Source organism: Bernardetia sp. (genome assembly GCF_020630935.1).
Classification (GTDB): domain Bacteria; phylum Bacteroidota; class Bacteroidia; order Cytophagales; family Bernardetiaceae; genus Bernardetia.
The window spans coordinates 16,952-41,733 of the sequence record NZ_JAHDIG010000017.1; the positions used below are offsets into that span (position 1 = coordinate 16,952).

The following is a 24,782-nucleotide window of genomic DNA, read 5'->3' on the forward strand; positions in this document are numbered from 1 at the left end:
ATGATTAATTATGTAGCACACACTTTAGTGTGTGAAGATAAGTCAAGATACAAAACGCTTCCCAAACTTGAACCATCCAAAAGCTCCTACAATCAGTGATAACACCACAACATACGCCCAAGTGGGTATTCCTCCACTTTCTGAATTAGGGTTATCTACATCTGTATCTTTCTGTCCAGACTTTTCAGAAGTTCAGCCTTCGGCTAGAGCTTTTATAGCTACATATTCTACTTTGTATCTCGGACAAGTATTACAATGACTATCAAAACGTAGTTTTGTCCAGCTTCCACTAGAATAGTCTGAAATCCAGTTATAGCCAGTCAAAGAGTTCATTCCATCTCCATCTTTATCTGCCCAAACAGCATACGCTGATATTTTACGGTATTTTTGTCCATTTAGAGAATACGTTCCTTCTTTCCAGTCTGCATCTAAGATTCCAATATAAAGAGGTTTTTCTTTAAATTCGTTTTCGAAAGCAACAGCGAGTTCTTTCAAAATCTGTTCTTTATTACCTCCTTGCCATTTGTCTTTTGGAAGTGGTGCAGCGTATTTGAAGGCGAGATTTTTCTTATCTTCTGCTGTAAGGGTAATTTCGAATTCTCCAGTAGCGACAGGCTCAGTATGTTTGTCTTCTGTCATGCTGTGTCCGTAGAGTTCTATTTTTACATTATGTGTACCCTCTTCCAAATCTAGTAACGCTAATGTAAATGCTCTTGCCGAAATGTTACGATTTCCATACTTTAACTCTTCATCATTTTCTTTCGGCAACAAAAAGTGTCTCCACGTCGTCCATTCTTTGAAGGAAGCCATATTTTGTAAATCTAGTTCGGTGTAGTAGTATATATCACGTCCATTCATTTTGGGTTGCATATCTCCAAAAGTACGTTTAAACTCTACTGGCTTTCCATCGATAGTCATTTTGTAGCCATTTACCATCAGAGCATACTCTGTATCTCCATTTTGATAAGGCGTATTGGCAAGTGATTTGGCAAGATATATTTTTGAATAAATTGGCTCATCTGCACTAAATGAAGTTTTGAATTTTGATGGATTTTCATTTTTGAAATTAAGTGCTGTTGGGTCAGAGGCAAAGACAATTTTTCCAACATATTTTGAATGCGTCTCGGAAGTCATGCCTTGGTCTTGTGCTTGTAGGTGATTCATAGAGAATAAAAATAAAGCAAGTGAAAAAAGATGTTTTGAAATGTATTTCATACTATTTTTAAGTTTGATGACATTTCAAATATCTCAAAACCTTATTTTTTCTTCAAACTACATGAATATTTGGCTACTTTAAGTAAATATTCAAACCCTATAAATGAATATCTAGTTTTGGCTATGTTCATAAAAAAAGCAACTTCTAAAAAAAGTTGCTTTTTTCTTTTCCAACAATTAAAAAAAGTAATTAAAATTACTATTTAAGAACTAGATGAGAGAATCAGTGTTTAGGTTGCTTTTTAAAAGAATATTTGATTTTGATTGTATCTCAAGTTATATTAGAGTAAAAAAACAGCTCATCTTTGAAAATACTAAAACAAAAAACAATGTCATATACTACTCTAACTAAATTAAGGGCATTTCTATCCTTATTTTTTATTTTGCTCTTTTATTTTTCTGCTAATGCTCAAATACAAGTTATTGACCATACTGAAATTACAACCAAATCAGAACAAGGTTCTGATTTTTCTGATTATACAGCCATAACTCTTGGCAAAGATGGACTATTGGTATCACTTACCCATTTTGTTAAGTTTAAGAAAGAAATTCTGATTGCTAAGTACGATACTGCGTTTCAAAATATATGGGAGCAAAAACATACTTTGAAAGGAGAGGACAAAATTGCCCATTATACCATCTCAGATAATTTCATTTATTATTTAATAGATAAGCAACGTTATGAGTACGAAATATTGAGAATAAATACTGATGATGGAACAATGAAAATTATCACTTATGAAAAAATACTCAAAGCAACCTATTCAGAAATATGTGCTTCTAAAAATGTTATTCTTTTAGGAGGCGAAGCAGAAAACAACCCAGTGGTACTTCATTTAGATATAGAAACAGGGAAACAGCAATTGTTACCCTCATTAGTACATAAAAACACATATTTGGCTGGTTTAGAAATAGATACGAAAAATGATGTTATTTTGGCGATTGTAGCAGGAAAATATAGTTCTTATAAGTATTCTTTCTTTTATTTTTATAGCCTTGATGCAAAACTACGCTACAATGTAACCCTTCCAGATAATAAAGATTACAACTTACAAACTTATCGCCCCTTAATAACAGGAAAAGATGAAGTGCTAGTTTTTGGAACATACTCTACTCCAAAATGGAAACGCTCACAGGGAATTTATAGCCTCAAAATAGAAAATAAAAAAGAAAATGGGTTTCGCTTCTATGATTTTTCGTACTTGAATAATTTTTTCAATAACCTAAGTGAGAAAAGGCAAAAGAAAATGAAGGAAAAAGTAAGAAGAGCAAGAAAGAAAAAATCTCCTATACGCTATGCTAACGATTATTTTATTAGTCCCTTAAAAGTAGAAGAAGACCGTATTTATCTATCTTTAGAAGGTTACAATCCTGTTTATCAAAATAATAATGCTATTCCTAATGGCATGATGGCAGGAAACCCTTATTTTGGAAGAGGTTCTCGTGTATATAATAACAGAATAGGAAATCGTAATATGTGGCAAAATACCAATAGCTCTAATGTAATAGTTAACTATAAATATGAGCAAGGCATGGTATGCAGTTTTGATAAGGAAGGTAAACTTCTTTGGGACAACCAGTTTGATTTTGACGACTTTGAAACCAATAAAATATTTCCTTTTTTCTCTTATAGTGTGCGAAACGATACAGTAGCTCTTTTCAGATTAGATGAAGAAGAACTGTTTTACAAACAAAGTGTAAAAAGTAAAGAACAATCTCTTATTTCAGAATATGAAGTACCGAGAAGAGATAGCTTAGATAGAGTTATTGACCGTTCAGATGAAATTTTGATGCACTGGTACGATGATACGTATCTAGTTTCTGGCTATCAAACAGTTAGAAATGAAATGTATAGCCCTGCTCGTCGTAAGGTATTCTATTTTACTCGTTTGCGCTATCCTTTTTCAATGGCAGAAGTAAATAAAAAAGAAGAAGAGGAGGATTAATGGTTAATGCTTAATGGTTAATGGTGCAAGACTGTGTCTTGATTTAATTTATTGTGTTTAGAGCAAAACAAAAACCTAAAATTTAATTTGCAAACTTTTTCAAAAAAAGAGCGTCTATCTTCTATTAAAGATATAGAAATGCTTTTCAAAAAAGGGAATTCATTGTTTGTCTTTCCTCTCAAATTGATTTTTATTAAAAAAACACTAGATGAAGATAAAAAACTTCAGCCTGCTCGTTTGCTCATTTCTGTTCCTAAACGAAATTTCAAAAAAGCAGTAGATAGAAACCGTATCAAAAGACAAATTCGGGAAGGTTATCGCTTGCAAAAAGCAAATTTTGACTTATCTCATATAGATAGTTTTGCCTTTGTTTGTGTTGCAAAAGAACACATAGATTCAAAATTTTTACACAAACGTATTGCTAAGCTCTTGAAAATGCTAGAAAATGAAAAATAGCTATTCAAACATAATTAGCGTAGGTCAGTCTTTTTAGATATACAAATAGAAAGACTATTTTTACTTCCCATCTCATGGTATAAAAAAGATTACTCTTTAACAATTTCTTTATTTTTTGGAGAGTTGGGGCGTGCTATTGGTCGGACTAAATCAGCTATTCTTTGTGCTACTTTTTTAGAAGCCTTATCTGTATGACGTGTAAAATACACTTTTTTTATTCTATATTTTTTACTTAAAGGATTTTTCTTTTCTTTCATCAAGAAGAAAATTCCTTTTTTGTGGCGAGTTTCTTTATTTTGATAAATGATTCTTTTAATATTTTTCCACTTCCCCTCTTCTTCTTCTACTCCAAACATTCCATAATTTTTAATTTGAAATGTTTGATTTTTTTTATCGAAAGTTACTATTTGATAACGCCCACTGACAGCTAAAAACAGAAGAGCTAAAAATGAAAATCCTGATACAACTCCCCAGTAGCCCATATACCAATCCCAAGTACTAAGCGATGGATGATTATTTGTGATAAAATTATTAAAGTTTTTACTGAGCAATTCGGGTGTAAAGGCAACACTAGAAATTTTGCGTAAGGGATAGCGTGTTTGTTGTGAAGTTACAAAAGTAGGGTTGTAATGCACTGTCATATCAGAGTTATCTTCAAGTGATGAAAAATAACCTTTGTCCATTCTAATAATATCAGAGAGAAGCAACGAATCAGTAGTAAAACCATTTTTGAAATCAAAATGAACAATATAGCAGCGATTTTTGGGTGTTAGTTTACTTCTCTTACCCGATTTTGCTTGTAAATTTCTTTCACATTTTAGAGAGATATATTCAAACCCCATATAAAAACTAACTAACAAAGCTATTATGAAAAATCCAGTCCAAACTAAACCAATAGCCATTTTGCTTTTTACCTTTAAAAATGAATCTGTTTCTGTTACTTTATACATAAATATATAGACTAAACAATTATATAAAACCTTGTTATCTGAAAAACTTTGTAGTGAAGTGATTGTTTTGTAACAACTTACTTCTGCCAAAGTTAAAGATAAAATAAATTGCAGCGAATATAATTTTTAAGAATAGCTTTATATTTTTCAGACAAAAAAGTTATATTTGAATAGAATATCCCAAACTTCAATATCTACCCAGCTGCAATAATGCGTAATTATTATCTACTTGTCCTCTTATTGTTTTCTTGTATATTTTCTCTTAAAGCACAATTTGTAACAAACGACGGTCAGAAACTTACTGTTGAAATGTGTGTAGAAAAATCGAAAGAACGTGAAAATCAAGGAGATTACAGAGGAGCAAGCGACTTTCTCAATAAAGCTGCCCTCATTCACTGGGATAACAAAGAACTTCAACCAGCCATTACCTATTTTCAACAGTCTTTAGGCTTTAATAGAAAGGTAAACAATCAGAGTGGAATGTATGGTATTTATAGCAATCTTGCTACTATTTATGCCGACTTAGAAAAATTTGACTCTGCTCTTATTTTCTTTGAAAAAACATTAGAAGGCAGAAAAAAACAAGGTGCAAAAGAGCCTATCATTTCTGCACAAATCAATACGGCTGTTATCTTAAACAATTTGAAAAGACACCAAGAAGCTGCTCAACATCTTTTAGATGGATTGGAAATAGCAAAAGAAAGTTTGGATTTAGAACAAATGCGTAGTATTTATGGAATGCTTGCCGAAACGTATGAAAAAGAAGGAAATCAAGCCAAGCAAATGGAATATTTTAATTTGTATAGAAATTTTCACGAAATGTCGCAACAGCGCAAAATGGCTGTTGTGAGTGCAGAAGCCGATAAAGCACGCCTACAAGCTGCTCTAGCCGAAGCAGAAAAGCAAAGAGCAGATTTAGAAATTGCTCTCAAAAATTCCAAACTCAAAGAGCAGGAAAAAAGTATTGAAACCAAAAATAAAGCACTAGACAAACTAGAATCCAACTTTACCAAACAAGAACTTGCCTTTAAAGTATTGCAACAAGAGACAGACTTAAAAGATGCCAAATTTGCACAAGAACAAGCTGAAAACGAACAAAAAATTGCCACTCAAAGGCTTTATATTGGAGGAATTGCAGGTATTTTACTGCTTGCTTTAGTTGGAATTGGTTTTATTTATAGAAGCCAACAAGAAAAGAAAAAGGCAAATCTTATCTTACAAGAAAAAAACGACGAGATTAGCTTCCAACAAGCTCAAATTTTAGAACAAAATCATGAATTAGCCATTGCTGTTAATGAGATTGAGCATAAAAATGAACAGATTACCTCAAGTATCACGTATGCCCAACGCATACAAAAGGCTATTCTTCCCAATGTAGTGCATATTCAGAATGCCTTGCCTAAATCCTTTGTTTTTTTCCGTCCTCGTGATATTGTAAGTGGAGATTTTTATTTTTTCCATCACTTTAAAGAAGAACAAAAAACTATTCTTGCAGCCGTAGATTGTACAGGACATGGCGTTCCGGGGGCTTTTATGTCTATGATAGGAAATGAGATTTTGAGTAGGGTTGTAGCCGAAAATAATATTACTTCCCCAGCCGAAATTCTCAATCGTTTGAATAAAGGTATTACCACAGCTCTACACAAAGACGAGACGAATATCCATGATGGAATGGATTTAGCCCTTGTTACCATAGATAAAAAAGCAAACACACTCACTTTTGCAGGAGCAAAGAATCCTATTTTTTATATTCAAAACGATGCTATGAATGTGATAAAAGGCGACAAAATGCCTATTGGAGGTTCAGATAAAGAACATAAAAGCGACTTTACAGAACATGTAATTGATATTTCTACTCCTACCACATTCTATATTTTTTCTGATGGTTTTCAAGACCAATTTGGAGGAGCGCAAGGACGTAAATTTATGGTTAAGAATTTCAGAAACTTGCTTTTAGAGATTCATTCAAAAGACTTTCCAGAACAAAAACAAATTCTTTCACAAACTTTCAAAGATTGGATAGGCAAAGAACACAAACAAATTGATGATGTACTTGTGATTGGAGGAAGAGTTTAAAAATCAAACCCTAGCCATCAGAAAAGTAATATCATCTCGTTGAGTTTCATTTCCTTGATGGCTATCTATAAAAGATTCTATGTTTTGCTTTTGAGTCGCTAAATCTTGATGTTTTACCTTATCTATAAACCCAAATACATTTTGGCTACCAATACGTTCCATAGTTGAGTTATTTTGGTCAGCTATGCCATCTGTAAAAAGATAGATGAGTTCATTTTTCTCTATCTCAATTATTTCTTGTTCGAAAGTCCTGACATTTTCTTTCTGCCTGCCTCCTACCGATTTTCGTGTTCCCCTAATGATTTTCAGCATTCCTTTTTGCGTGTAATACATAGGGCGTTTTGCTCCTGAATACACAATTTTGAAAGTTCCATCTTTGTTTTCTATAACCAAACAAACCGAAATATCCATTCCATCTTGATTTACCATTACGTTTTCGTCTAGTTTGTCCTGTCTTAAAAGTGTTCTTATTCCTTCATGAAGTTCTTTCAAAATAAATTTAGGCTCTATTATCTGTCTTTGATTTACAATTTCATTGAGAAGTCCATTTCCAATCAAGGACATAAAAGCTCCTGGAACGCCGTGTCCTGTACAGTCTGAAACTGCCAAAATTCTAGCTGTTACTTTGTCTTTCAAACTTTCATTAAAAAATGTTGTATTTTCTAATTGTTTTTTTGTTAGTTCTATCTTAGAAAACCAGTAAAAATCTCCAGACACACCACTTGCAGGGCGATAAATAACTTCACACTCTGAAAAATTGTGATACATTGTATTGTGTACAGACAAAACAGATTGCTGGATAGTTTGAGCATAGCGAATGCTGTCAGTTAGTTTTTCATTTATACTGTGTGTTTGTGCATTAGCTATATCTAGTTGAGTATATGTTTCTGCATTTTTCAATGCAATAGAAATATAAGTAGCCAGCGACTTTAAAATAGTAACATGTCTGTTCGTATAGGCATTTTTTTCAAAACTCTGAACGGTCAGTACTCCTATTTTTCTTATTTCTCCTTTATCTAAAATAGAAAGTGGAACATATAAAATAGACTGTGGTTCTTCGCCTTCTATAAGCTCTCCCAATTCAGAAATATATTTACCATATTCTTTTTCTAAATCATTGATAAAAACAACTTCTTGTTTTTTCAAAGCCCAGTTTCCAATTCCTTCTACATCTATTTTCTCACTATGGTCTGGTAAAATTTTACCTTTTTCGATATAGCCTGTATAATAAAGTTCGTTTTTTTCTTTTCTATAGAGTCCAATTCCAAAACCCTCTACTGGCATAATACTTTGAATACGTTCATATATTTGTCTTATCACTTCTTTGAGTTCTAACACAGAAGTAATCTCTTGACCGATAGTGGTAAGTATATTCAGATTTTGATAAGACGTTTCTAAATTATCATTGAGTTGTTTTAAAGAGTTATTTTGTTTTTCAATCTCATCACGTTGTGCCAAAATTTCTTCTTGTTGTTGCTCTAGTTCTTCATTTTTCACCAAAATTTCTTGATTTTTTCCGTGTAAATCATCATTTATAGACACTAACTCCTCATTTTTTACTTTTATTTCTGCTGTACGTTCCTTTACAGTTTGCTCTAATTTTAGATTACGTTTTTCTATTTGTGCTATTCTATTTTTATATAATAAATATCCTACAGTCAAAACAATCAAAGGCGCAACTATCAAAAACCACCATGTCTTGTAGAAAGGAGGTGTTACTTTTATAAAAATAGATTTCTCCTCACTCCAAACTCCGTCTGCATTGGTTGCTTTTATTTTGAATGTATATTTTCCTGCTGGCAAACTTGTATAAGTAGCAAATTTTCTATCAGCATCTGTATAGTGCCAATTTTCATCATATTCTTCCATTTTGTAGGCAAAATGAGTTTTTTGAGGAAGAAAATAATTAAGTGCTGTAAAATCAAACTCTATAACCCTATCTTGATGTGATAAAATAATTTCTTTTACTTGATTGATAGATTTTTCTAATGGAGAATCTTTATGAAGCGAATCTCTAACTACAACACTTTTACCGAAAAGTTTGAAGCCTGTAAATGCCATTTTTGGAGCAATGCTGTTTCTCTTTAAATAATTGGGATGAAAAGCATTGAACCCTTCCTTTCCTCCCATAAAAATTACGCCATTGGGCAGGCGAGTAAGCGCACCACGTTTGAAGTCATTAGACTGAAGTCCGTCTAGTTTGTTATAGTTAGTAAATTGTGATTGTCTTTTGTTTTTCTGTGTTTTGTTAAAAAAAGAAAGACCCTTATTGGTAGTCAGCCATAGATTACCATTTGTATCTTCTTCAATGGCTTGAATTACATCAGAAGGAAGTCCATTTTTTTCTGTTAGATGTTCGAAACTAAAACTATTGTTATCTTCATTATTGAGCCAATTCAAACCTCCATTTGTTCCTATCCAAAGTGTATTGTTTTTATCTTCAAAAATTGCATTGATTTGATTGTGGCTAATCGAATTTGATTTCTCAACTTCGTTCAATATCCTTTTAAAATTGTTTTTTTCTTTATCATAGAGGTGTAGTCCATTTCTTGTTCCTACCCAAAGTCTATTTTTAGAATCTTGCAAAACTGCCGTAACGTAGCCATCATTCAATGAAGTAGAATCATTAGATTGTGGAAAAAAATGCTCAAAATCTTGTGTTTCTTTATCATATTTTGCCAGTCCGTAGAGCATTCCTACCCAAATATTCCCTTCCTTGTCTTCTCCTAATGCTGTTATTTTATTTCCTTTTAATGCTTCAGGACGGTTTCTGTCCGTTTCAAAAACGGTTACATTACTTTTTTGAGTTTTTGTATTTGTTTCTAGCTTGGCTAACCCTTGCCACGTTCCGACCCAAAGTGTATTATCTTTCGCTCTCAATAATGTCGTGATAAGTCCATCCAAAACTGGAGGTATTTTTTTGCCTACCAAATAATCTATTGAAGTGATTTTTTGATACTCATTTTCAAATTTTATTTTTTCTAGTCCTTTTTCCGTAGCAAACCAAAGCACAGAGTCATTTTCATATTCAATATCCCAAACCTCTGAACCTTTAAAAACTTCTGTGTTTCCTTTCCAAAGTCTAAATTGTTGATTTTGAGGAGAAAAATACTCTATTCCCTCCGAATAAAGTCCAAGCCATATTCCTCCCATAGCATCAGCGTAGATATCCCAAGCTAAGGCTTCCTTCAAACCAAACTCAAAATCTTCTACTCCATATTTTGTAATGAAATTACCTTCTTTGTCGTATTTGAAAACTCCAGCTCCGAAGGTAGAACACCAAATATTTCCCTCTGTGTCTTGTGCTGCTGCTGTGATAGGTGGTGTATAGATTTTCTTTACAAACTGCTCCTTTTCTGTATCAAAAATATAAATTCCTTCGTCCCACGTCAGAATCCAAAGTCTATTTTTTTTGTCTAAAAACAACTTTGAAATACTTGCCTTTCCGTCGTCATTAGAAAAGTAAAAATTTTTGAAAGATTTTTTTTCTCTATCAAAAAGTTGTAAGATAGTAGTAGCCACCCAAACTTTATTCTGAGGGTCTATTTTGATAGCAGAAACTTCATTGCTATAAAGCGATGTACTATCTTTTTCATCATTTAAAAATGTATCAAACTCTCCTTTCTCTACATCTAATACTTGTAAACCTCCACGCTTTGTTCCTATCCAAACGAATTCCTGCCCTTTATCTTGTTCCACTGCAAGTGCTTGAACTGTAACATCTGAAAGGGTATTATCCTTTCGTTGTATCTTTCTATTAATAGCAACAGGATAATGATGAAACACTTTACTTTGATAATCAAAATAGTTTAAACCTCCATTATTTGTTCCAAGCCATATCTTTTCTGTCTCTTTATTTGGGTTGATACTTTGTGCCATTGCTAAAATGTATGTATCTGAAAGCCCTTTTGAGATTCCACCTTCTAGGGTAGGCGCACTTTTGTAACTTTGGAAAGAATAAGCATCAAAACGGCTTAATCCGTCTCTTGTTCCAAACCACATAAACCCATTTGAATCTTGCAAAATACATTTTACGCTATTATTTGAAAGTCCGTTGTCGGTGGAGTATTGTGTAAACAAAACAGATGGGCGCACAGGAGAAGCTGTGCTTTCTTGTGCAAAAGCAACAGAACTGCACACCAATAGGAATACTACGACAAACAAAAAACGCATAGTAAGAAAATAATATGAAGCAAAAATATGAGTTTATCAGATGCTTTATGAAGTTACTAATTTAGATAAAATTAACTTTCTTAACTGTTTAAGCTAGGCATCTCTAAATGAAAATACAAATTTTCCCATAAAAAAACTATTCTTGAGGTCAAAATATTAGACAAAATCAAGAATAGTTTAGATAAAATAAATTTCTGCTATTATTTCCCTATTGCTTTTTCTTCTTACCAAGTGTTATTTTAAAACCGAAAAGTGTTGTTTCTTCGTCTTTCAGCTTGTCTCTAACTTTTTTGAGGTCTTCTTCCATCGGCAAGTCTTCTGGTTTTATGCCTGTTTCTTTTTCAAAGGCTTCCCTAATGGTCTGATTCGAATTTTTATGAGTTTCTTTGATAGATTCTTCTCCTCTAATTTTGGGGTCTGTTCCCACCTTAAATTTTGTAAATAGAGTAGCTAAGTTTTTAGAACCAATGGTTACGGCTGGCATAAAATCAGAAACATTCCTTTCTTGAGGAATTTCGTTTTGTTCTTTGAGTTCTTTGGGCGAAGTCCCTCCAAAAAGTGTTTTGTCGCCTTCATTTCTGATGCGTTGAAAGCCAGCTTTGCTTACACCTCTTTCATCGGCAAGCTGATAGAGTTCGTACTCATTTTTTGCCAAAATTCGGCGTTGGCGCAAACGCTCTCTGTTTTGGATTTCTTCCTCCAAAAGCTCGGCTTTTCTAGTTTGTAAGGCAAAATAAGTTTGAGCAAAAGCTACTTCTTGTTTGCGAGCATCTCCATTTTGAGCAATTAGATAACAAGCATAACGAGAAAGCAAATAGTCCATTTTCATACGGCTACTTACTCCTGTCTTTACTTTTTTATCTTTTCTCAAAAAATGAAAATCTACATCTTGTTCACTATTTATACAAGCTGTTTGTGCTTTGGCAATAGCACGTTCGAAGTTTTCCCACTTCGAATATTTCAATAACTTTTGAAGCGTTCGGGCAGACCAAACTTCATTTCCATTGCCGTCTTTGAGTGCAGCATTTTCAAAAGCCGATTTGAGTACCGTGATATTTTGATTATCCATAATTTAAGAAGATTGATAAATGTTGTAAAATTCAGTTTCGTACGCCATTCTTCCAAAATAGAATAATGGAACTACTCTAAACCTTGTCGTCAAGCTAGAAGCCTAACCTACATATTGCTAATATTACTATCTAATATACAAAAATTTTAGCTAAAATCATAGTATTTCTTTATTTTTAAACAAGACTTTATCTTAAAGGTTTTTTCTGTAAAATTAGAAAACAAATTGAAATTTTGTACTTTTATAAAGACATAATTCTGAACCTTCAACGAGCCTATAAGCGTCGTTAAGGATAAAAAATTAGCTAAGCTGATTTTCCAATTTGTAATTAGCTTAGCTGCTTCAATAGGTCGTAATTAAATAATTCGTAATTGACTAATGGATACTTTCAAACTATTTTTTCGCCGTTTTTTATATGTACTTGGCTTTTTTGCTGTCATTTTTTTGGGTGTCATAATTTTTTGGCTTTTCAAAGGGATTCCTATTGTGTCTCTTGACCCTTTCAATTATGTTCCATCCAGTGCAATGTACATTTTAGAAACAGACGAACCTATTGAGAGTTGGGAAGATATAAGCAGTTCTCATCTTTGGAAACATCTTCAAAAACAACCCTATTTTGCTGAACTTACAAAAGATGCTATTTCCTTAGATACGCTCATTCACCAAAATAGAGAAATTGTAGATTTATTAGGAAAAAGACAAGTTTTGGTATCCTCTCACATTCATAAACAAGGAGATTACGATTTTTTATTTATTGTTGATTTAAAACGAGAAATAAATTCAGTAGCTCAAAAAATTATAGGAAAAGTAATGCTGAGTGTGGAAGATTCATCTAATTATGAATACAAAGAAAACCAAATCTATCTCATAAAAAATACAGTAGATAATTCGCAATGGGCAATTTCGGTAAGAAAACATTTACTTCTTTGTTCACAAACACCAGCTTTGGTAGAAGCTGCTTTAGATGCAAGAGAAGACCCTAATAATTTTGAAAATAATCGTCGTTTTAAGAAAGTCGTATCAAAAACATCCTCTCAAAATATAGGAAATTTGTATATCAATTATGATTTGATGGATGAGTTCTTAGGGCTTTATACAGAAGAATCCAACCCCTATTTGAATGATATATCAGAAGCTCTGTTTTTCTCTGGGCTAAATTTGGATTTAGAACAAATAGGCGAAGCTGATGACCCGAATGCTTCTACTTTGGTAAAAATGGTTGGTTCAACTGTTATCAATGATTCGGTTCCTTCACATGTGAGTGCGCTCTTGCGCTCAGGTAGTAGCGATATTACGGCAGCAAGGGTAGTTCCACAGCGTTCGGCATTTTACTTTAGTGTAAATTTTGATGATTTTTTGAGTTATTATGACAAGTTTACGGAAGTTTTGCAGCAAAACCCTGAAGAATATCAAGAGTATCAAAATCAGATACGTACGGTTGAAAGAATTTTAGATATTGATGTAAGAGAGAATTTCTTTTCTTGGATTGGTTCAGAAATGGCTCTTATTCAGACAGAAGCCACACAAAATGTAGATAAAAAAGATGAGTATGCACTTGTTTTGAAGACAAAATCTATATCAGAAGCTACAGCACAGCTAGAATTTATTGGAGAAAAAATCCGTAAAAGAACGCCTGTAAAAGTAGTGGTTTCTGAACACCGAGGACATAAAATAAGTATGCTTGCCGTTAAAGGGTTTTTCAAACTCGTAATGGGGAAATATTTTGATAAGATAGAAAAGCCTTATTTTACTTTTATTGAAGACTATGTTATTTTTAGCAACAGTCCTAAAACGCTAAAAAATTTGATTGATGATTATGAAATGGGACTTACACTTGCTAAATCAGCTTCTTTTCAAAAATTTTTCAAAGAATTTGAGGAAGATAATTCCAACTTTTTTGCTTATGTAAATATGATGGCTGCTCGTCCACTATTAAAACGTTCGTTGGACAAAGAAACTTGGACAACTCTACAACAAAATGAAGATTATATTATTTCTCAGCCTCATTGGGGCTTTCAGCTTCGCCGAGATGAAACGCTTTTTTATGATACTCGCTTAGTAACAGTCTATGAAACACCCGAAACGGTACGGAAAAACTACCAACTAGCACAAGAAAAACGTAGTGAATTATTAAAACAACTCAATAGCAAAAATATTTTAGAAAAAATGTTTGGGTCAGAAGAAAAAATAGACCTTTTTGAGCAGCTTCAAACCATTCCAGAGTCCGAACTTATACAACTAGACGAAAATACGAGAAAACGACGCTTGATAGTTCAAACCAAAGATGATACTCGCTATGAATACGAAGTGGAAGGAACCATCAAAAATGGAATCTATCGTGAATACAAAGCTGGTAAACTTATCATTGAAGGCTATTATAAAAATGACAAACGAGATGGAAAGTGGCGTTTTTATGACCAAAAAGGCAAATTAAAAGAGCGAAAACGCTATAAAGATGGAGAAGAAAGCAAATTTTCGTTGTTTTAGGCTCTAATCCAATGTATTATAATTAATTGATTATCAGTAACTATTTCGATACTGACCTATCAATCTGACCTTAATTATGTTAGAACAGATAAAAAACATCAAATTATTCAAAGTAAGGAACTGCTTGAGTTTTAGATTCAATATTTTTTTCTTGTAATTATTAAAGGTCATCACGTTTTTTGATTATTAACGATTTACTAAAAATCAAATCGTTTTTATTTCTTCATAGTGTTGCAAAACCTAACACTGAACTTGTTTAAGAATGGTTTTCTAGCGCAAGATTCCATCTTGTGCTTACCGTTTCGTCAGCATATGCTGACGAACTGAAAGTCGGCGTAGTCTAAAAAGTGCGTCCAAGCAGAATGCTTGAACGAGAAATAATAAATAAAATTTACTCTATACTTCATTCAAGCTACTTTTTTCCATTGGCTTCGCCGACTTTCAGGTCTTAAACAACTTCTATGAAGAAATGAACTTTACAGAATTAATCGTGATAAGGTTTATTAGACTCCCAGCCCTGTATTTCATATTTTGTATATCATAAAAAACACAACTGGAAGTCAAATATATCAGCTTATATTATAAAATATAATTTAAAATAAACAAAAACTACTCCCACTCAATTGTAGCAGGTGGTTTTGAACTAATATCATACACCACACGATTTACTCCTCTTACATTATTGATGATTTTGTTTGAAATATCAGCCAAAAAATCGTAAGGCAAATGACACCAATCAGCAGTCATTCCATCCAAACTTGTAACAGCACGCAGCGCAACTACATTTTCATAAGTGCGCTCATCGCCCATTACGCCCACAGAATTTACAGGTAACAAAATAGAACCTGCCTGCCAAACCTCATCGTACAAACCTGTTTCTTTCAAACCATTTATAAAAATAGCATCTACTTCTTGCAAAATATCAACTCTATCAGCAGAAACTGCTCCCAAAATACGGATAGCAAGTCCCGGACCAGGGAAAGGATGGCGTTTCAAAATCAAATCATCAATACCTAATTCTCTTCCTACTCTTCTTACTTCATCTTTAAACAAATCACGTAAAGGCTCTACAATTTTCAGATTCATTTTTTCTGGCAAACCTCCAACGTTGTGATGCGATTTGATAGTTGCTGAAGGTCCTTTCACAGAAACAGATTCAATCACGTCTGGATAAATTGTTCCTTGTCCAAGCCATTTTACATCTTGAATACGTTTTGCTTCTTCATCAAAAACTTCAATAAATGTAAAACCAATAGCTTTTCGTTTGTCTTCTGGGTCAGTTTTATCTTTAAGTTTATGGTAAAAACGCTCCTTTGAATCTACACCTTTGACATTTAAGCCCATTTTGTGGTAGGTTTCCAAAACTTGCTCAAACTCTCCTTTTCTTAAAAGTCCGTTATCTACAAAAATGCCATGCAGGTTTTCGCCAATCGCTTTGTGTAAAAGTACAGCTGCTACTGTCGAATCTACTCCCCCCGAAAGAGCCAAAACTACTTTGTCGTTTCCTAATTGTTCTTTTAAAGATTGGATGGTTTCCTCTACAAAAGCTGCTGGAGTCCAATCTTGTGAGCATTTACAAATGCTGACTAAGAAATTTTCTAAGATTTTTTTGCCATCAGTAGAATGTGTTACCTCTGGGTGAAATTGTAAGCCATAAGTAGGTTCGCCTTTAAAATGATAGGCTGCTACTGGAATGCTTGCCGTTTTGGCAATGACTTCGATAGTGTCTGGAAGAGAATAAATACTGTCTCCGTGCGACATCCAAATTTGAGAATCTGCTATACCTTCCAAAAGTGGATTTTCTACTACTGGGATGAGCTTTGCTCTGCCATACTCACGAGTTTGAGAGCGTTTTACTTCGCCCTCGTTGGTATGAGCTAAAAGTTGCGCTCCATAACAAACTGCCAAAATTGGAAATTTTTTGCGCCATTCTGAAATCTGTGGTACTCTAGGCGAATCTTCTTGATGCACCGAATACGGACTTCCTGAGAGAATAATTCCCTTTACTTCTTTCTCATCAATTTGAGGAATATTATTAAAAGGGTGTATCTCACAGAATACGTTAAGTTCACGAACACGACGAGCGATAAGCTGTGTATATTGCGAACCAAAATCTAGGATGATAATTTTTTCTTGCATACGCAAAGGTAAGAAAAGCCTTTTTTTCTAAAAACCTTAATTATAAACAAAAAGCGTATTGGTAGATTAAATTACGATTAACAATGCACAATCAAACTTTGTGTGTCTAATTTACGTTAAAGAAAGCATAGTATTTGGTAGTTGCTTAGAAAAAGTGTATTTTGATACATATTTAATTCAAAAAAACTGCTATTAGCTACAAAATTCAGTTTGTAATCAATTCTTATTTTAAAAATAAATCAACTCTATATCTATGGAAAATTTCTTATATCCCTTAGCGTATGGTGGACTTCTGCTCTCAGCAGCCGTTTATTTCTTCTTGAAAGAACGCCAACACGCAGCAGGTTTTGCTAGAAACAGTTTCTTTGTTTCTGGTCTTTTGTATTTTCTTTCATTGTTTTTCAATGATGGAGGAATTATGTACGACCTTTTAGGCGTTCTGACACCAGATTTAGCTATTCTGACTGTTGTTATCCTTATCTTCAACCGTCTTGCGCCTCGTCCTAAGATTCTTTATTTCTCTATTTTTGCTGTAATTGCTGGCTTGAAATTATTTTTCTTTGATGCTAGTAGAGAAGCAGTGGTAAATTACTTTACAAGTGAGGACACACAAGTAGAATCAAATGAAGTAATTATTGAGAAGGTAATCATAGGCGAGAAAGAAGAAGCTGTTATTCCTTCAAATCTTAGCCAAAACGGAGAACTTCTTTTAGACTTAAATATGGCAGATAAAGATGCTATTGTTCCAGTTTTGGAAAAATATAATCTTTCTATTCGTAGAGCATTTCCAGAGTTACAGCACGATGAGTATTCAGAGTTAGAAGAATATTATGTAGTTGATATTCCTACTTTCCAACTCAAAAATATGGATGCTATTATTGGCGACCTAAAAGGTTCTGGCGCAGTAGATTATTTAGAAAACAACGAAATTTTAGAGCTTCCAAATAACCCAACAACTGCTTTTGATGTAACTCCAAACAAGCCTTCTTTTGGAATCAACGACCCTAGCGTAAAAGACCTTTGGGGGTTTGAAAAAATGGGTGTTGCACAGATGTACGCTACTTTAAAAGAACAAAAACCTAAGAAAAAAGCTAAAATTGTTATTCTTGACACAGGCGTAGAGGCAGACCACGAAGATATTACAGATAATTACCTTTCTATTGAAAAGAAAAGTGATTACGACAAATTAGGACACGGAACACACTGTGCAGGAATTGCAGCAGCCGTTACTAACAATGGAAAAGGTATTGCTTCTTTCTCTCCTAATTCAGAGTTTGTAAGTGTTTCTAGTATTAAAGTATTGAATGATGCTGGTTTTGGTTCGCAAGAATCTGTTATTGGTGGAATCATCAAAGCAGCAGACCAAGGAGCGGATGTAATTTCACTTTCTTTGGGAGGTCCTTCAAACGACGCTCATCAGAAAGCGTATTCAGAGGCTGTAAAATATGCCAATAAAGCAGGTGCTATCGTAGTAGTAGCAGCAGGAAATTCTAACAAAAATGCAAAAGATTTTTCTCCAGCCAATGCAGAAGGTGTGATTACAGTTTCAGCGATTGCTCCAGATTTGAGTATTGCACCGTTTTCTAATCACGTACAGGATATGAAAATGGGAATTGCAGCACCGGGGGTAAAGATTTTTTCTACCTATCCTAAAGGAACATACAAATTCTTGAACGGAACTTCAATGGCAACACCTTATGTAGCAGGTCTTTTGGGCGTAATGAAGTCATTAAATCCAGAACTTGACACAAAAGCAGCCTATGAAATCTTGAACAGTACAGGAAAAGAATTAGAAGCTGGCGACAAGGCTGGTAACTTTATTCAAGCAGACAAAGCTGTAAGTGCCATTTTGGAAGATGAGTAAATTATGATTTTGTCGTTGATGGAGACACCAACAACAGCAGAAATAAAGAATAAGCCTATTCAATTTTTATGATTGGATGGGCTTTTTTAGTACAAAAACAATTATTCAAATGCAATATGAATGAACTAAAAGAAATAATTGAAAGAGCTTATTCTGTTTTTGAAAACTATACAGTTTCAAAACCTATTGATGCCTGTACGATTTGTTGTGTGTATGAAGAAGAAGAAAAACACTTATTAGAAACACCTGTAAGAGAAATTAATATAGATGCTTTAACATCCTATCAAGATGCAGGAAGAGGAGAACTGGAAGGTGGAAAGCTAGAAGAAACCAAATATTTCCTCCCTCGTTATTTAGAACTGATAGCAAACTTTAAATACCCAACCCATTCAGCAGAGCTTTCTCTAACTCGTGTTGGACGTTTTTCAAAAGAAAACTGGACAAAGGAAGAATGGGAACTACTCAATAATTATATGACTACTTTTTTTGACTACTATTTGTCGGTTTATCCTTTAAAAGATGCTGAAAAGGTAGATTCTATTTTAGTAATGTTTGATACTGCAAAACTTGACGTATCAGTCTTATTAGAAAATTGGCTAAAAAATATTTCTGAAACAAGTGCATTTCATTTTTCTGAAATTATAGTTTACCAAGAGTTTCATAACCTTTTTTCATCGAAAGAGCTAGTTGAAAAAGTAACCATTTGGATGAACTCCAAAAGAGTATTGAAATCTTTTTCTGATGTCATAGAAAATATAATTTTGAGTCCAAGTAAAGAATGGCAGGAAATTATAAAGGATAATCCAAAATACTATATGAACCAGTTGAATTGGAGTTATGAAGTCATACAACAGAGAATAAATATTTCTAAACCAACTTTGTCATAATTTTTGGTCTGCTCTAACGAGACTGACCTAAATCAATTAAGGTCAGTACCGACTATATAATAGCCAACAAAAAAAGTAATTACTTCATTGCAAAGTAATTACTTTTTTTATAGATTTATTTCAAAATGAAATCAAAACTTTTGTTCTTGAAATAGTTTATAATGAAAATTACCGAAAAGCCAAGCAAAGCCCTTCATCCTGCCTACCGAAAAATAAGTGTTACAAGAAATGAAATAAATTCATTTAAAACCTCGCTCAATACGTGTTTGGAACACATCCGAATAAGTGATGAGAAGAACGAAAGTGAAGAAAATATCAAAGGGTATATAAAACCCTTTTTGAAAGAAGTATTTTATGAGGAATATCTCATCAATACAAAAGATAAAATTGACTTGGCGATTTATGCAGGGAAAGATGCAACGAGTAATGTTAGTGTGCTGATAGAAGCCAAAAGACCAAGCAACAAAAGCGAGTTTTTGAAAAAAGACAACCTCAATAGAAAAGCCTTACAAGAACTTTTGCTCTACTACCTTAGAGAGCGAGTAACTTTAGAAAATAACCAAATTAAACACCTTATTGCCACCAACGGCTACGAATGGTATTTTTTCAAAGGAGAAGATTTTTACAATACGTTTTATAAAAATAAAAAACTACTCAAAGAATATAATCAGTTCTTGTCAGGACAAAAAGATTCTAGCAAAAACGACCTTTTCTACAACGAAATTGCTAAAAAATACATTGAAGAAGTAAAAGAAGAACTGCCTTTTCTTTACATCGATATTCGAAAGGATTTTCAAGAGCTTTTAGATATTCAAAATACAGACGATGATAAGCTCGTTTCGCTCTACAAAGTTTTTTCTCCGATTCATCTTCTAGCGCAAGCCTATGGAAACGACAGTAACCAACTCAACAAACAGTTTTACTACGAACTTCTACACCTTATCGGTTTGGAAGAAGTCAAAGAAAAAGGCAAAAAAGTAATTCAGCGCAAGCAAAAAGCAGATAGAAACGATGGCTCACTCCTAGAGACGACCATTTATATTTTAGAAGATAGAGATTATCTAAGGAAAGTAAACCAACTTAAAAACTACGGAAAAGATAAAGAAGAACAGCTTTTTAATGTCGCTTTAGAGCTTTCTCTGACGTGGATAAACCGAATTTTGTTTCTCAAACTCTTGGAAGCACAGCTCGTAACCTACAACCAAGATGAGAAATATAAGTTTCTGCATACAGATTTTGTCAAAGATTTTGATGACTTGGAAGAACTCTTTTTTTCGGCGTTGGCAAAGAAAATAGAAGACCGAAACGAGCGTATCAAAGAAAAATACAATCATATTCCCTATCTGAATAGTTCGCTTTTCGAACCCAATACGTTAGAAGATTCGGCGTTACAGATTTCAAATTTGAAAGAACTGGAGCTAGAACTCTACGAAAAAACCGTTCTAAAAGACAATTTAAAACGCCTTACAGGAACTTTGCCTGTCTTGGAATATATTTTCAAGTTTTTGGAAGCCTACGATTTTAGTGGAGAAACAGGCGAAAAAGTAGATGAGAGCAACCAAAATAAAACGCTTATTTCGGCTTCGGTTTTGGGGCTTATTTTTGAAAAAATAAATGGGTATAAAGATGGCTCTTTCTATACACCTGCCTATATTACGATGTATATGGCAAAACAAACGCTTCGTAGAGCCGTCGTGGAAAAATTTAATACACATTACGCTTGGAAATGCAACGATTTTGAAGCTCTGCAAGAAGATTTGAAAGACTATATTCGAAATGGAGACAGAGAAGCCATACGAAAAGAAGCCAATCAAATCATTAATTCACTCAAAATATGCGACCCTGCTGTGGGTTCTGGGCACTTTTTAGTCAGTGTTTTGAATGAGCTTATCGCCATAAAAAGTGAGCTTGGTGTTTTGATTGATAAAGACGGCAAACGCCTAAACGCTTATATTGAGATTGATAACGACGAGCTAGTGGTGGAAGACGAAAACGAAACCATTTTTGCTTACCAACCCAAAAATAAAAATAGCCAAAGGCTACAAGAAACACTCTTTCACGAGAAACAAACGCTGATAGAAAACTGCTTGTTTGGTGTGGACATCAACCCCAATTCTGTCAAAATATGTAGGCTTAGGCTTTGGATAGAACTTTTAAAAAATGCCTATTACACCGAAGAAAATCAGCTTCAAACGCTGCCCAATATTGACATCAATATCAAGACTGGAAACTCTTTGATAAGCCGTTTTGAGCTAGACGAAGATTTGAAAAATGCCTTCAAGAGCAAAGAAAATCCGTATAGCCTAGAAGATTACAAAAATGCCGTAGAGGAATACAAAAACACCAAAAACAAAGACCGAAAAAGAGAAATTGTAAAGATAATTGATACTATCAAATCTGCCTTTACAGGAACGCTAGATAGTAAGTTTAAGAAAAAAATAGCCACAGCAAGGGGAAAGCTAGAGCAAAAACAAACCGAAGTACAGAACCTAGAAGCCTTTGGAGAAAAACCAAGCAAAAAACTAAAAACCGAACTCAAAAAAGCCAAACTCACGCTACAAAAAGTACAAGACGAAAAAGAATCTATTCTCAACAACATCATCTATCAAAATGCTTTCGAATGGCGTTTTGAGTTTCCAGAAGTATTAGATAAAAATGGAAAGTTTGTAGGCTTTGACGTTGTGATTGGGAATCCTCCTTATACTGTTGTAGAGAGAACTCGTAACACAACATTAGAACCCTATAAAAATATATTAGAATACTCTAAACTTACTAACAGATATGAAGAAGTCTTAGGGGGAAAATTAAATTTATATCGTCTATTTATCAAACTATCACATGATATTTCAAAAACAAACTCTTATTTAAGCATGATTATACCTCTTAGTTTAGTTGGAGATAATAGTTTGGAATCAACAAGAAGATTTATCTTTGATAGTTGTGAGTATTTGAACTTAGATTGTTTTCCTCAAAAAGATAATGCTTCTTTACGAGTTTTTGAAGATGCAAAGGTTTCAACTTTAATTCTTCTTAGCAAGAAAATAAAAAAGAGGGTAAATGATTCTAGTATCTTAGTAAATACCTATCCTCATAATTCTTTTTCAGATAAACCAAAAAGCTACTTAACTTCTGTTGAAAAAATAATTGAATTTGACAGCTTTAAAGTTTGCATTCCTCTATTAAATCAGACACAATGGAATTTGCTTACAAAACTACATCAACATCCACCAATAAGGGAAAATGAAAGTATCATAGTCAGAAGAGGTGAAATAAATCAAACAGTTTACAGAGAATATATTACAGATAAAAAAAGTGAGTCTAATGCTAATTTAATCAAGGGAGTGGAAATCTCTCAGTATAAAATCAATTTAAAACTAAGTCAAGGAAAGAAAGAGTATTTAAATGAGGAGCAATTTTTCAAAGATGGCAAAAATAATCCTTTAATCAATGTAAGACGCATAAGTACCCAAAGAATTACTGGTACAGATGAAAAGTTAAGATTAGTGGCTACAATAGCTCCTCTTAAATCTTACCTAGCTGATTCTACTAACTCCATACACATAGAAAAGCAATCTTTTTTCAAATTAGAATTTGTATTAGGATTATTAAACTCAAAAGTATTTCAATGGCGATTTAAAGCCACATCTAGTAATAATAATGTCAGTACAACAGAAATTCAATCTTTACCTATTCCAAAAACTCCAAACAAAGAAACCCAAACCCAAATAGAAGAAAAAGTAACTCAAATATTATCGCTTAAACAATCCAATCCATCAACCGACACGAGCGAGTTAGAAAATGAAATTGATATTTTGGTGTACAAGCTGTATGATTTGAGCTATGAAGAAGTGTTGCTGATTGATACTGATTTTGGATGGAGTGAGCAGGAGTATAACTCAAAATAAGTTCAGCCCGAAAGGGCAGTACCGATAGTTTGTAACGGTCTGCTCTGTGAGACTGACCTTACAGATACAATAAGGTCAGCACAAAAGGGCAGTATCGATAGTTTTCTGTAACGGTCTACTCTGTGAGACTGACCTTACAGATAAAATAAGGTCAGCCCGAAAGGGCAGCACCGATAGTTTTCTGTAACGGTCTTCTACGAGACTGACCTTACAGATAAAATAAGGTCAGCCCGAAAGGGCAGCACCGATAGTTTGTAACGGTCTGCTCTGCGAGACTGACCTAACAAAAAAACTAACTCAAAATAAAAATACTATGCACATAGAGTCAGATACACTTTATCACATTTATAATCAAGGGAATAACAGAGAATCAACATTTTTGGAGAGAGAAGATTATATTTTCTTTCTTCGTAAAGTAAGGGAAAGAGTTTTACCTTTTTGTGAGATTGTAAACTACTGCTTGATGCCAAATCATTTTCATTTTTTAGTGAATACAAATCAGAATTCTGTTGAGGAAGTAAAGTTAGGAAACCTTCGCCTTACAAAACTGAGTAACGGTTTTAGATTACTTACCAATCAATACACTATATATTTCAACAACAAATACAAACGAACAGGGTCTTTATTTCGCCAGAAGACAAAAGGTAAGGACTTAGAACTAAGTAAAAAAGGAAATTATCCGTTTACTTGTTTTCACTATATTCATCAAAATCCAATACAAGCAAATCTGTGTTTGAAAATGGAGGAATGGGAATTTAGTTCTTTCAGAGACTATTTGAATGTTCGTAATGGTTCTTTGATTACCAAAAAAATTGCTTATAATTTGATAGATATTAGTCAAGAGAATTTTTATAAAGAGTCTTATCAAATTATTGACGACAACGATATAGACCATCTTTATTAACAGAAACTCGGTCTGCTCTAGTGAGATATTCCTTATTCTTTTGGTTTATAATGGTTCGTTCCTATGGAGATTACCATCCTTTGTTGCATTTCTATGGCTACCAATAGAACGCCCTTATAGAGCTATTTTTGACCTCGTTAGAGATGATTGCATTGGTAGTCTAACGTGAACTCGGGATTAAAAACCAATCTTAAGTGCTTCTCTATACACTACAGAAACTATTTTCGGTCTGCTCTAACGAGACTGACCTACTTTTAATCAAGGTCAGCCAAAAGGGCAGTACCGAAGATTATATTGATAATCAATAAATGTAATCCCGAGTTCACGTTAATTACAAAAATATTATCCTTTGATTTGTAAGTGTCGGAAGAACGAGATTATTTTTTTCAAGCTATCCAAAAACTTGTCAAAATTCTTTTTCTACTTTTGAATAGATAAAAATTAGTTCAAATTGCTACTATTGATGTTTACAAAGCATCATATTAAGAAGTTATTTAAGAAAAAAGTACCTTTAATTAGGCATAGAATGGGTTTATCTTATTGTTTCTCGTTCAAGCATTATGCTTGGATGCATTTTTTTGTCAGCATATACTGACGAAAAAGTAAGCACAAGATGGGCTAGAAAACCCGTGATACATTAATTTGGAGCATTTTAGAGGTGTCTTAAAGGTTGGAACAGGAAAATAATACTGAATGAAGCTGTATTTTTCC

General features: G+C 33.5%; 14 protein-coding genes. 9 read left to right on the forward strand and 5 right to left on the reverse strand.

What is annotated here, in order from left to right:
• Positions 1-31 precede the first annotated feature (31 nt).
• Positions 32-259: a hypothetical protein gene (locus tag QZ659_RS06700; RefSeq protein WP_291723844.1), complete on the forward strand. Its 228-nt coding sequence runs from the start codon at positions 32-34 to the stop codon at positions 257-259.
• On the opposite strand, the gene QZ659_RS06705 is transcribed toward QZ659_RS06700, so the two are convergent.
• Positions 193-1,215, reverse strand: a complete 1,023-nt coding sequence (locus tag QZ659_RS06705; protein WP_291723847.1) for a hypothetical protein — start codon at positions 1,213-1,215, stop codon at positions 193-195. The genes QZ659_RS06700 and QZ659_RS06705 overlap by 67 nt on opposite strands.
• Before the next feature lie 329 nt (positions 1,216-1,544).
• On the opposite strand from QZ659_RS06705, the gene QZ659_RS06710 reads away from it, so the two are divergent.
• Both QZ659_RS06710 and rnpA read left to right on the forward strand, forming a co-directional pair.
• Complete coding sequence (locus tag QZ659_RS06710; protein ID WP_291723849.1) at positions 1,545-3,161, forward strand: hypothetical protein; 1,617 nt, start codon at positions 1,545-1,547, stop codon at positions 3,159-3,161.
• Between the two features lie 87 nt (positions 3,162-3,248).
• A complete protein-coding gene (gene rnpA, locus QZ659_RS06715; protein WP_291723852.1) occupies positions 3,249-3,617 on the forward strand; it encodes a ribonuclease P protein component in 369 nt (122 codons plus the stop codon).
• An 89-nt stretch (positions 3,618-3,706) separates the two neighbouring features.
• Here rnpA and QZ659_RS06720 read toward each other — a convergent pair whose 3' ends face one another.
• On the reverse strand, positions 3,707-4,567 hold the full coding sequence (locus QZ659_RS06720) for a hypothetical protein (RefSeq protein WP_291723855.1): 861 nt from the start codon (positions 4,565-4,567) through the stop codon (positions 3,707-3,709).
• Positions 4,568-4,777: 210 nt separating this feature from the next.
• Here QZ659_RS06720 and QZ659_RS06725 point away from each other — a divergent pair, with 210 nt between their 5' ends.
• Complete coding sequence (locus QZ659_RS06725; RefSeq protein ID WP_291723858.1) at positions 4,778-6,643, forward strand: SpoIIE family protein phosphatase; 1,866 nt, start codon at positions 4,778-4,780, stop codon at positions 6,641-6,643.
• A 3-nt stretch (positions 6,644-6,646) separates the two neighbouring features.
• On the opposite strand, the gene QZ659_RS06730 is transcribed toward QZ659_RS06725, so the two are convergent.
• Together QZ659_RS06730 and dinD are read right to left on the reverse strand one after the other, a co-directional pair.
• Entirely contained in the window at positions 6,647-10,816 is a 4,170-nt protein-coding gene (locus QZ659_RS06730; protein ID WP_291723861.1) for a two-component regulator propeller domain-containing protein, read from the reverse strand.
• Positions 10,817-11,024: 208 nt separating this feature from the next.
• The gene (gene dinD, locus QZ659_RS06735) at positions 11,025-11,885 is read right to left on the reverse strand and encodes a DNA damage-inducible protein D (protein WP_291723864.1); all 861 of its coding nucleotides are present in this window, start codon (positions 11,883-11,885) and stop codon (positions 11,025-11,027) included.
• 378 nt (positions 11,886-12,263) lie between these two features.
• Between dinD and QZ659_RS06740 the strand changes: the two genes are divergently transcribed.
• A complete protein-coding gene (locus QZ659_RS06740; protein WP_291723866.1) occupies positions 12,264-14,372 on the forward strand; it encodes a DUF3352 domain-containing protein in 2,109 nt (702 codons plus the stop codon).
• A 609-nt stretch (positions 14,373-14,981) separates the two neighbouring features.
• Here the strand turns inward: QZ659_RS06740 and guaA are convergent.
• Positions 14,982-16,511 (reverse strand): glutamine-hydrolyzing GMP synthase, encoded by a 1,530-nt coding sequence (gene guaA / locus QZ659_RS06745; RefSeq protein WP_291723868.1) that lies wholly within the window; start codon positions 16,509-16,511, stop codon positions 14,982-14,984.
• Positions 16,512-16,764: 253 nt separating this feature from the next.
• Here guaA and QZ659_RS06750 point away from each other — a divergent pair, with 253 nt between their 5' ends.
• The 4 genes from QZ659_RS06750 to QZ659_RS06765 all read left to right on the forward strand — a co-directional run bounded on the left by QZ659_RS06750 (position 16,765) and on the right by QZ659_RS06765 (position 24,071).
• Positions 16,765-18,375 carry a S8 family peptidase gene (locus tag QZ659_RS06750; RefSeq protein ID WP_291723871.1) on the forward strand — a complete coding sequence of 537 codons (1,611 nt, stop codon included), beginning with the start codon at positions 16,765-16,767 and terminating at the stop codon, positions 18,373-18,375.
• A gap of 116 nt (positions 18,376-18,491) precedes the next feature.
• Entirely contained in the window at positions 18,492-19,262 is a 771-nt protein-coding gene (locus QZ659_RS06755) for a hypothetical protein (RefSeq protein ID WP_291723876.1), read from the forward strand.
• A gap of 161 nt (positions 19,263-19,423) precedes the next feature.
• Positions 19,424-23,167, forward strand: a complete 3,744-nt coding sequence (locus QZ659_RS06760) for an Eco57I restriction-modification methylase domain-containing protein (RefSeq protein WP_291723880.1) — start codon at positions 19,424-19,426, stop codon at positions 23,165-23,167.
• 313 nt (positions 23,168-23,480) lie between these two features.
• A complete protein-coding gene (locus QZ659_RS06765) occupies positions 23,481-24,071 on the forward strand; it encodes a transposase (RefSeq protein ID WP_291723883.1) in 591 nt (196 codons plus the stop codon).
• Positions 24,072-24,782: the final 711 nt, after the last annotated feature.

What these genes read in the sequence shown, in the direction of transcription:
- QZ659_RS06705 (WP_291723847.1), bottom strand. Translation starts at nt 1,215, where the DNA reads ATGAAATACATTTCAAAACATCTTTTTTCACTTGCTTTATTTTTATTC.
- QZ659_RS06710 (WP_291723849.1), top strand. Translation starts at nt 1,545, where the DNA reads ATGTCATATACTACTCTAACTAAATTAAGGGCATTTCTATCCTTATTT.
- QZ659_RS06720 (WP_291723855.1), bottom strand. Translation starts at nt 4,567, where the DNA reads ATGTATAAAGTAACAGAAACAGATTCATTTTTAAAGGTAAAAAGCAAA.
- QZ659_RS06725 (WP_291723858.1), top strand. Translation starts at nt 4,778, where the DNA reads ATGCGTAATTATTATCTACTTGTCCTCTTATTGTTTTCTTGTATATTT.
- QZ659_RS06730 (WP_291723861.1), bottom strand. Translation starts at nt 10,816, where the DNA reads ATGCGTTTTTTGTTTGTCGTAGTATTCCTATTGGTGTGCAGTTCTGTT.
- dinD (WP_291723864.1), bottom strand. Translation starts at nt 11,885, where the DNA reads ATGGATAATCAAAATATCACGGTACTCAAATCGGCTTTTGAAAATGCT.
- QZ659_RS06740 (WP_291723866.1), top strand. Translation starts at nt 12,264, where the DNA reads ATGGATACTTTCAAACTATTTTTTCGCCGTTTTTTATATGTACTTGGC.
- guaA (WP_291723868.1), bottom strand. Translation starts at nt 16,511, where the DNA reads ATGCAAGAAAAAATTATCATCCTAGATTTTGGTTCGCAATATACACAG.
- QZ659_RS06750 (WP_291723871.1), top strand. Translation starts at nt 16,765, where the DNA reads ATGGAAAATTTCTTATATCCCTTAGCGTATGGTGGACTTCTGCTCTCA.
- QZ659_RS06755 (WP_291723876.1), top strand. Translation starts at nt 18,492, where the DNA reads ATGAATGAACTAAAAGAAATAATTGAAAGAGCTTATTCTGTTTTTGAA.
- QZ659_RS06760 (WP_291723880.1), top strand. Translation starts at nt 19,424, where the DNA reads ATGAAAATTACCGAAAAGCCAAGCAAAGCCCTTCATCCTGCCTACCGA.
- QZ659_RS06765 (WP_291723883.1), top strand. Translation starts at nt 23,481, where the DNA reads ATGCACATAGAGTCAGATACACTTTATCACATTTATAATCAAGGGAAT.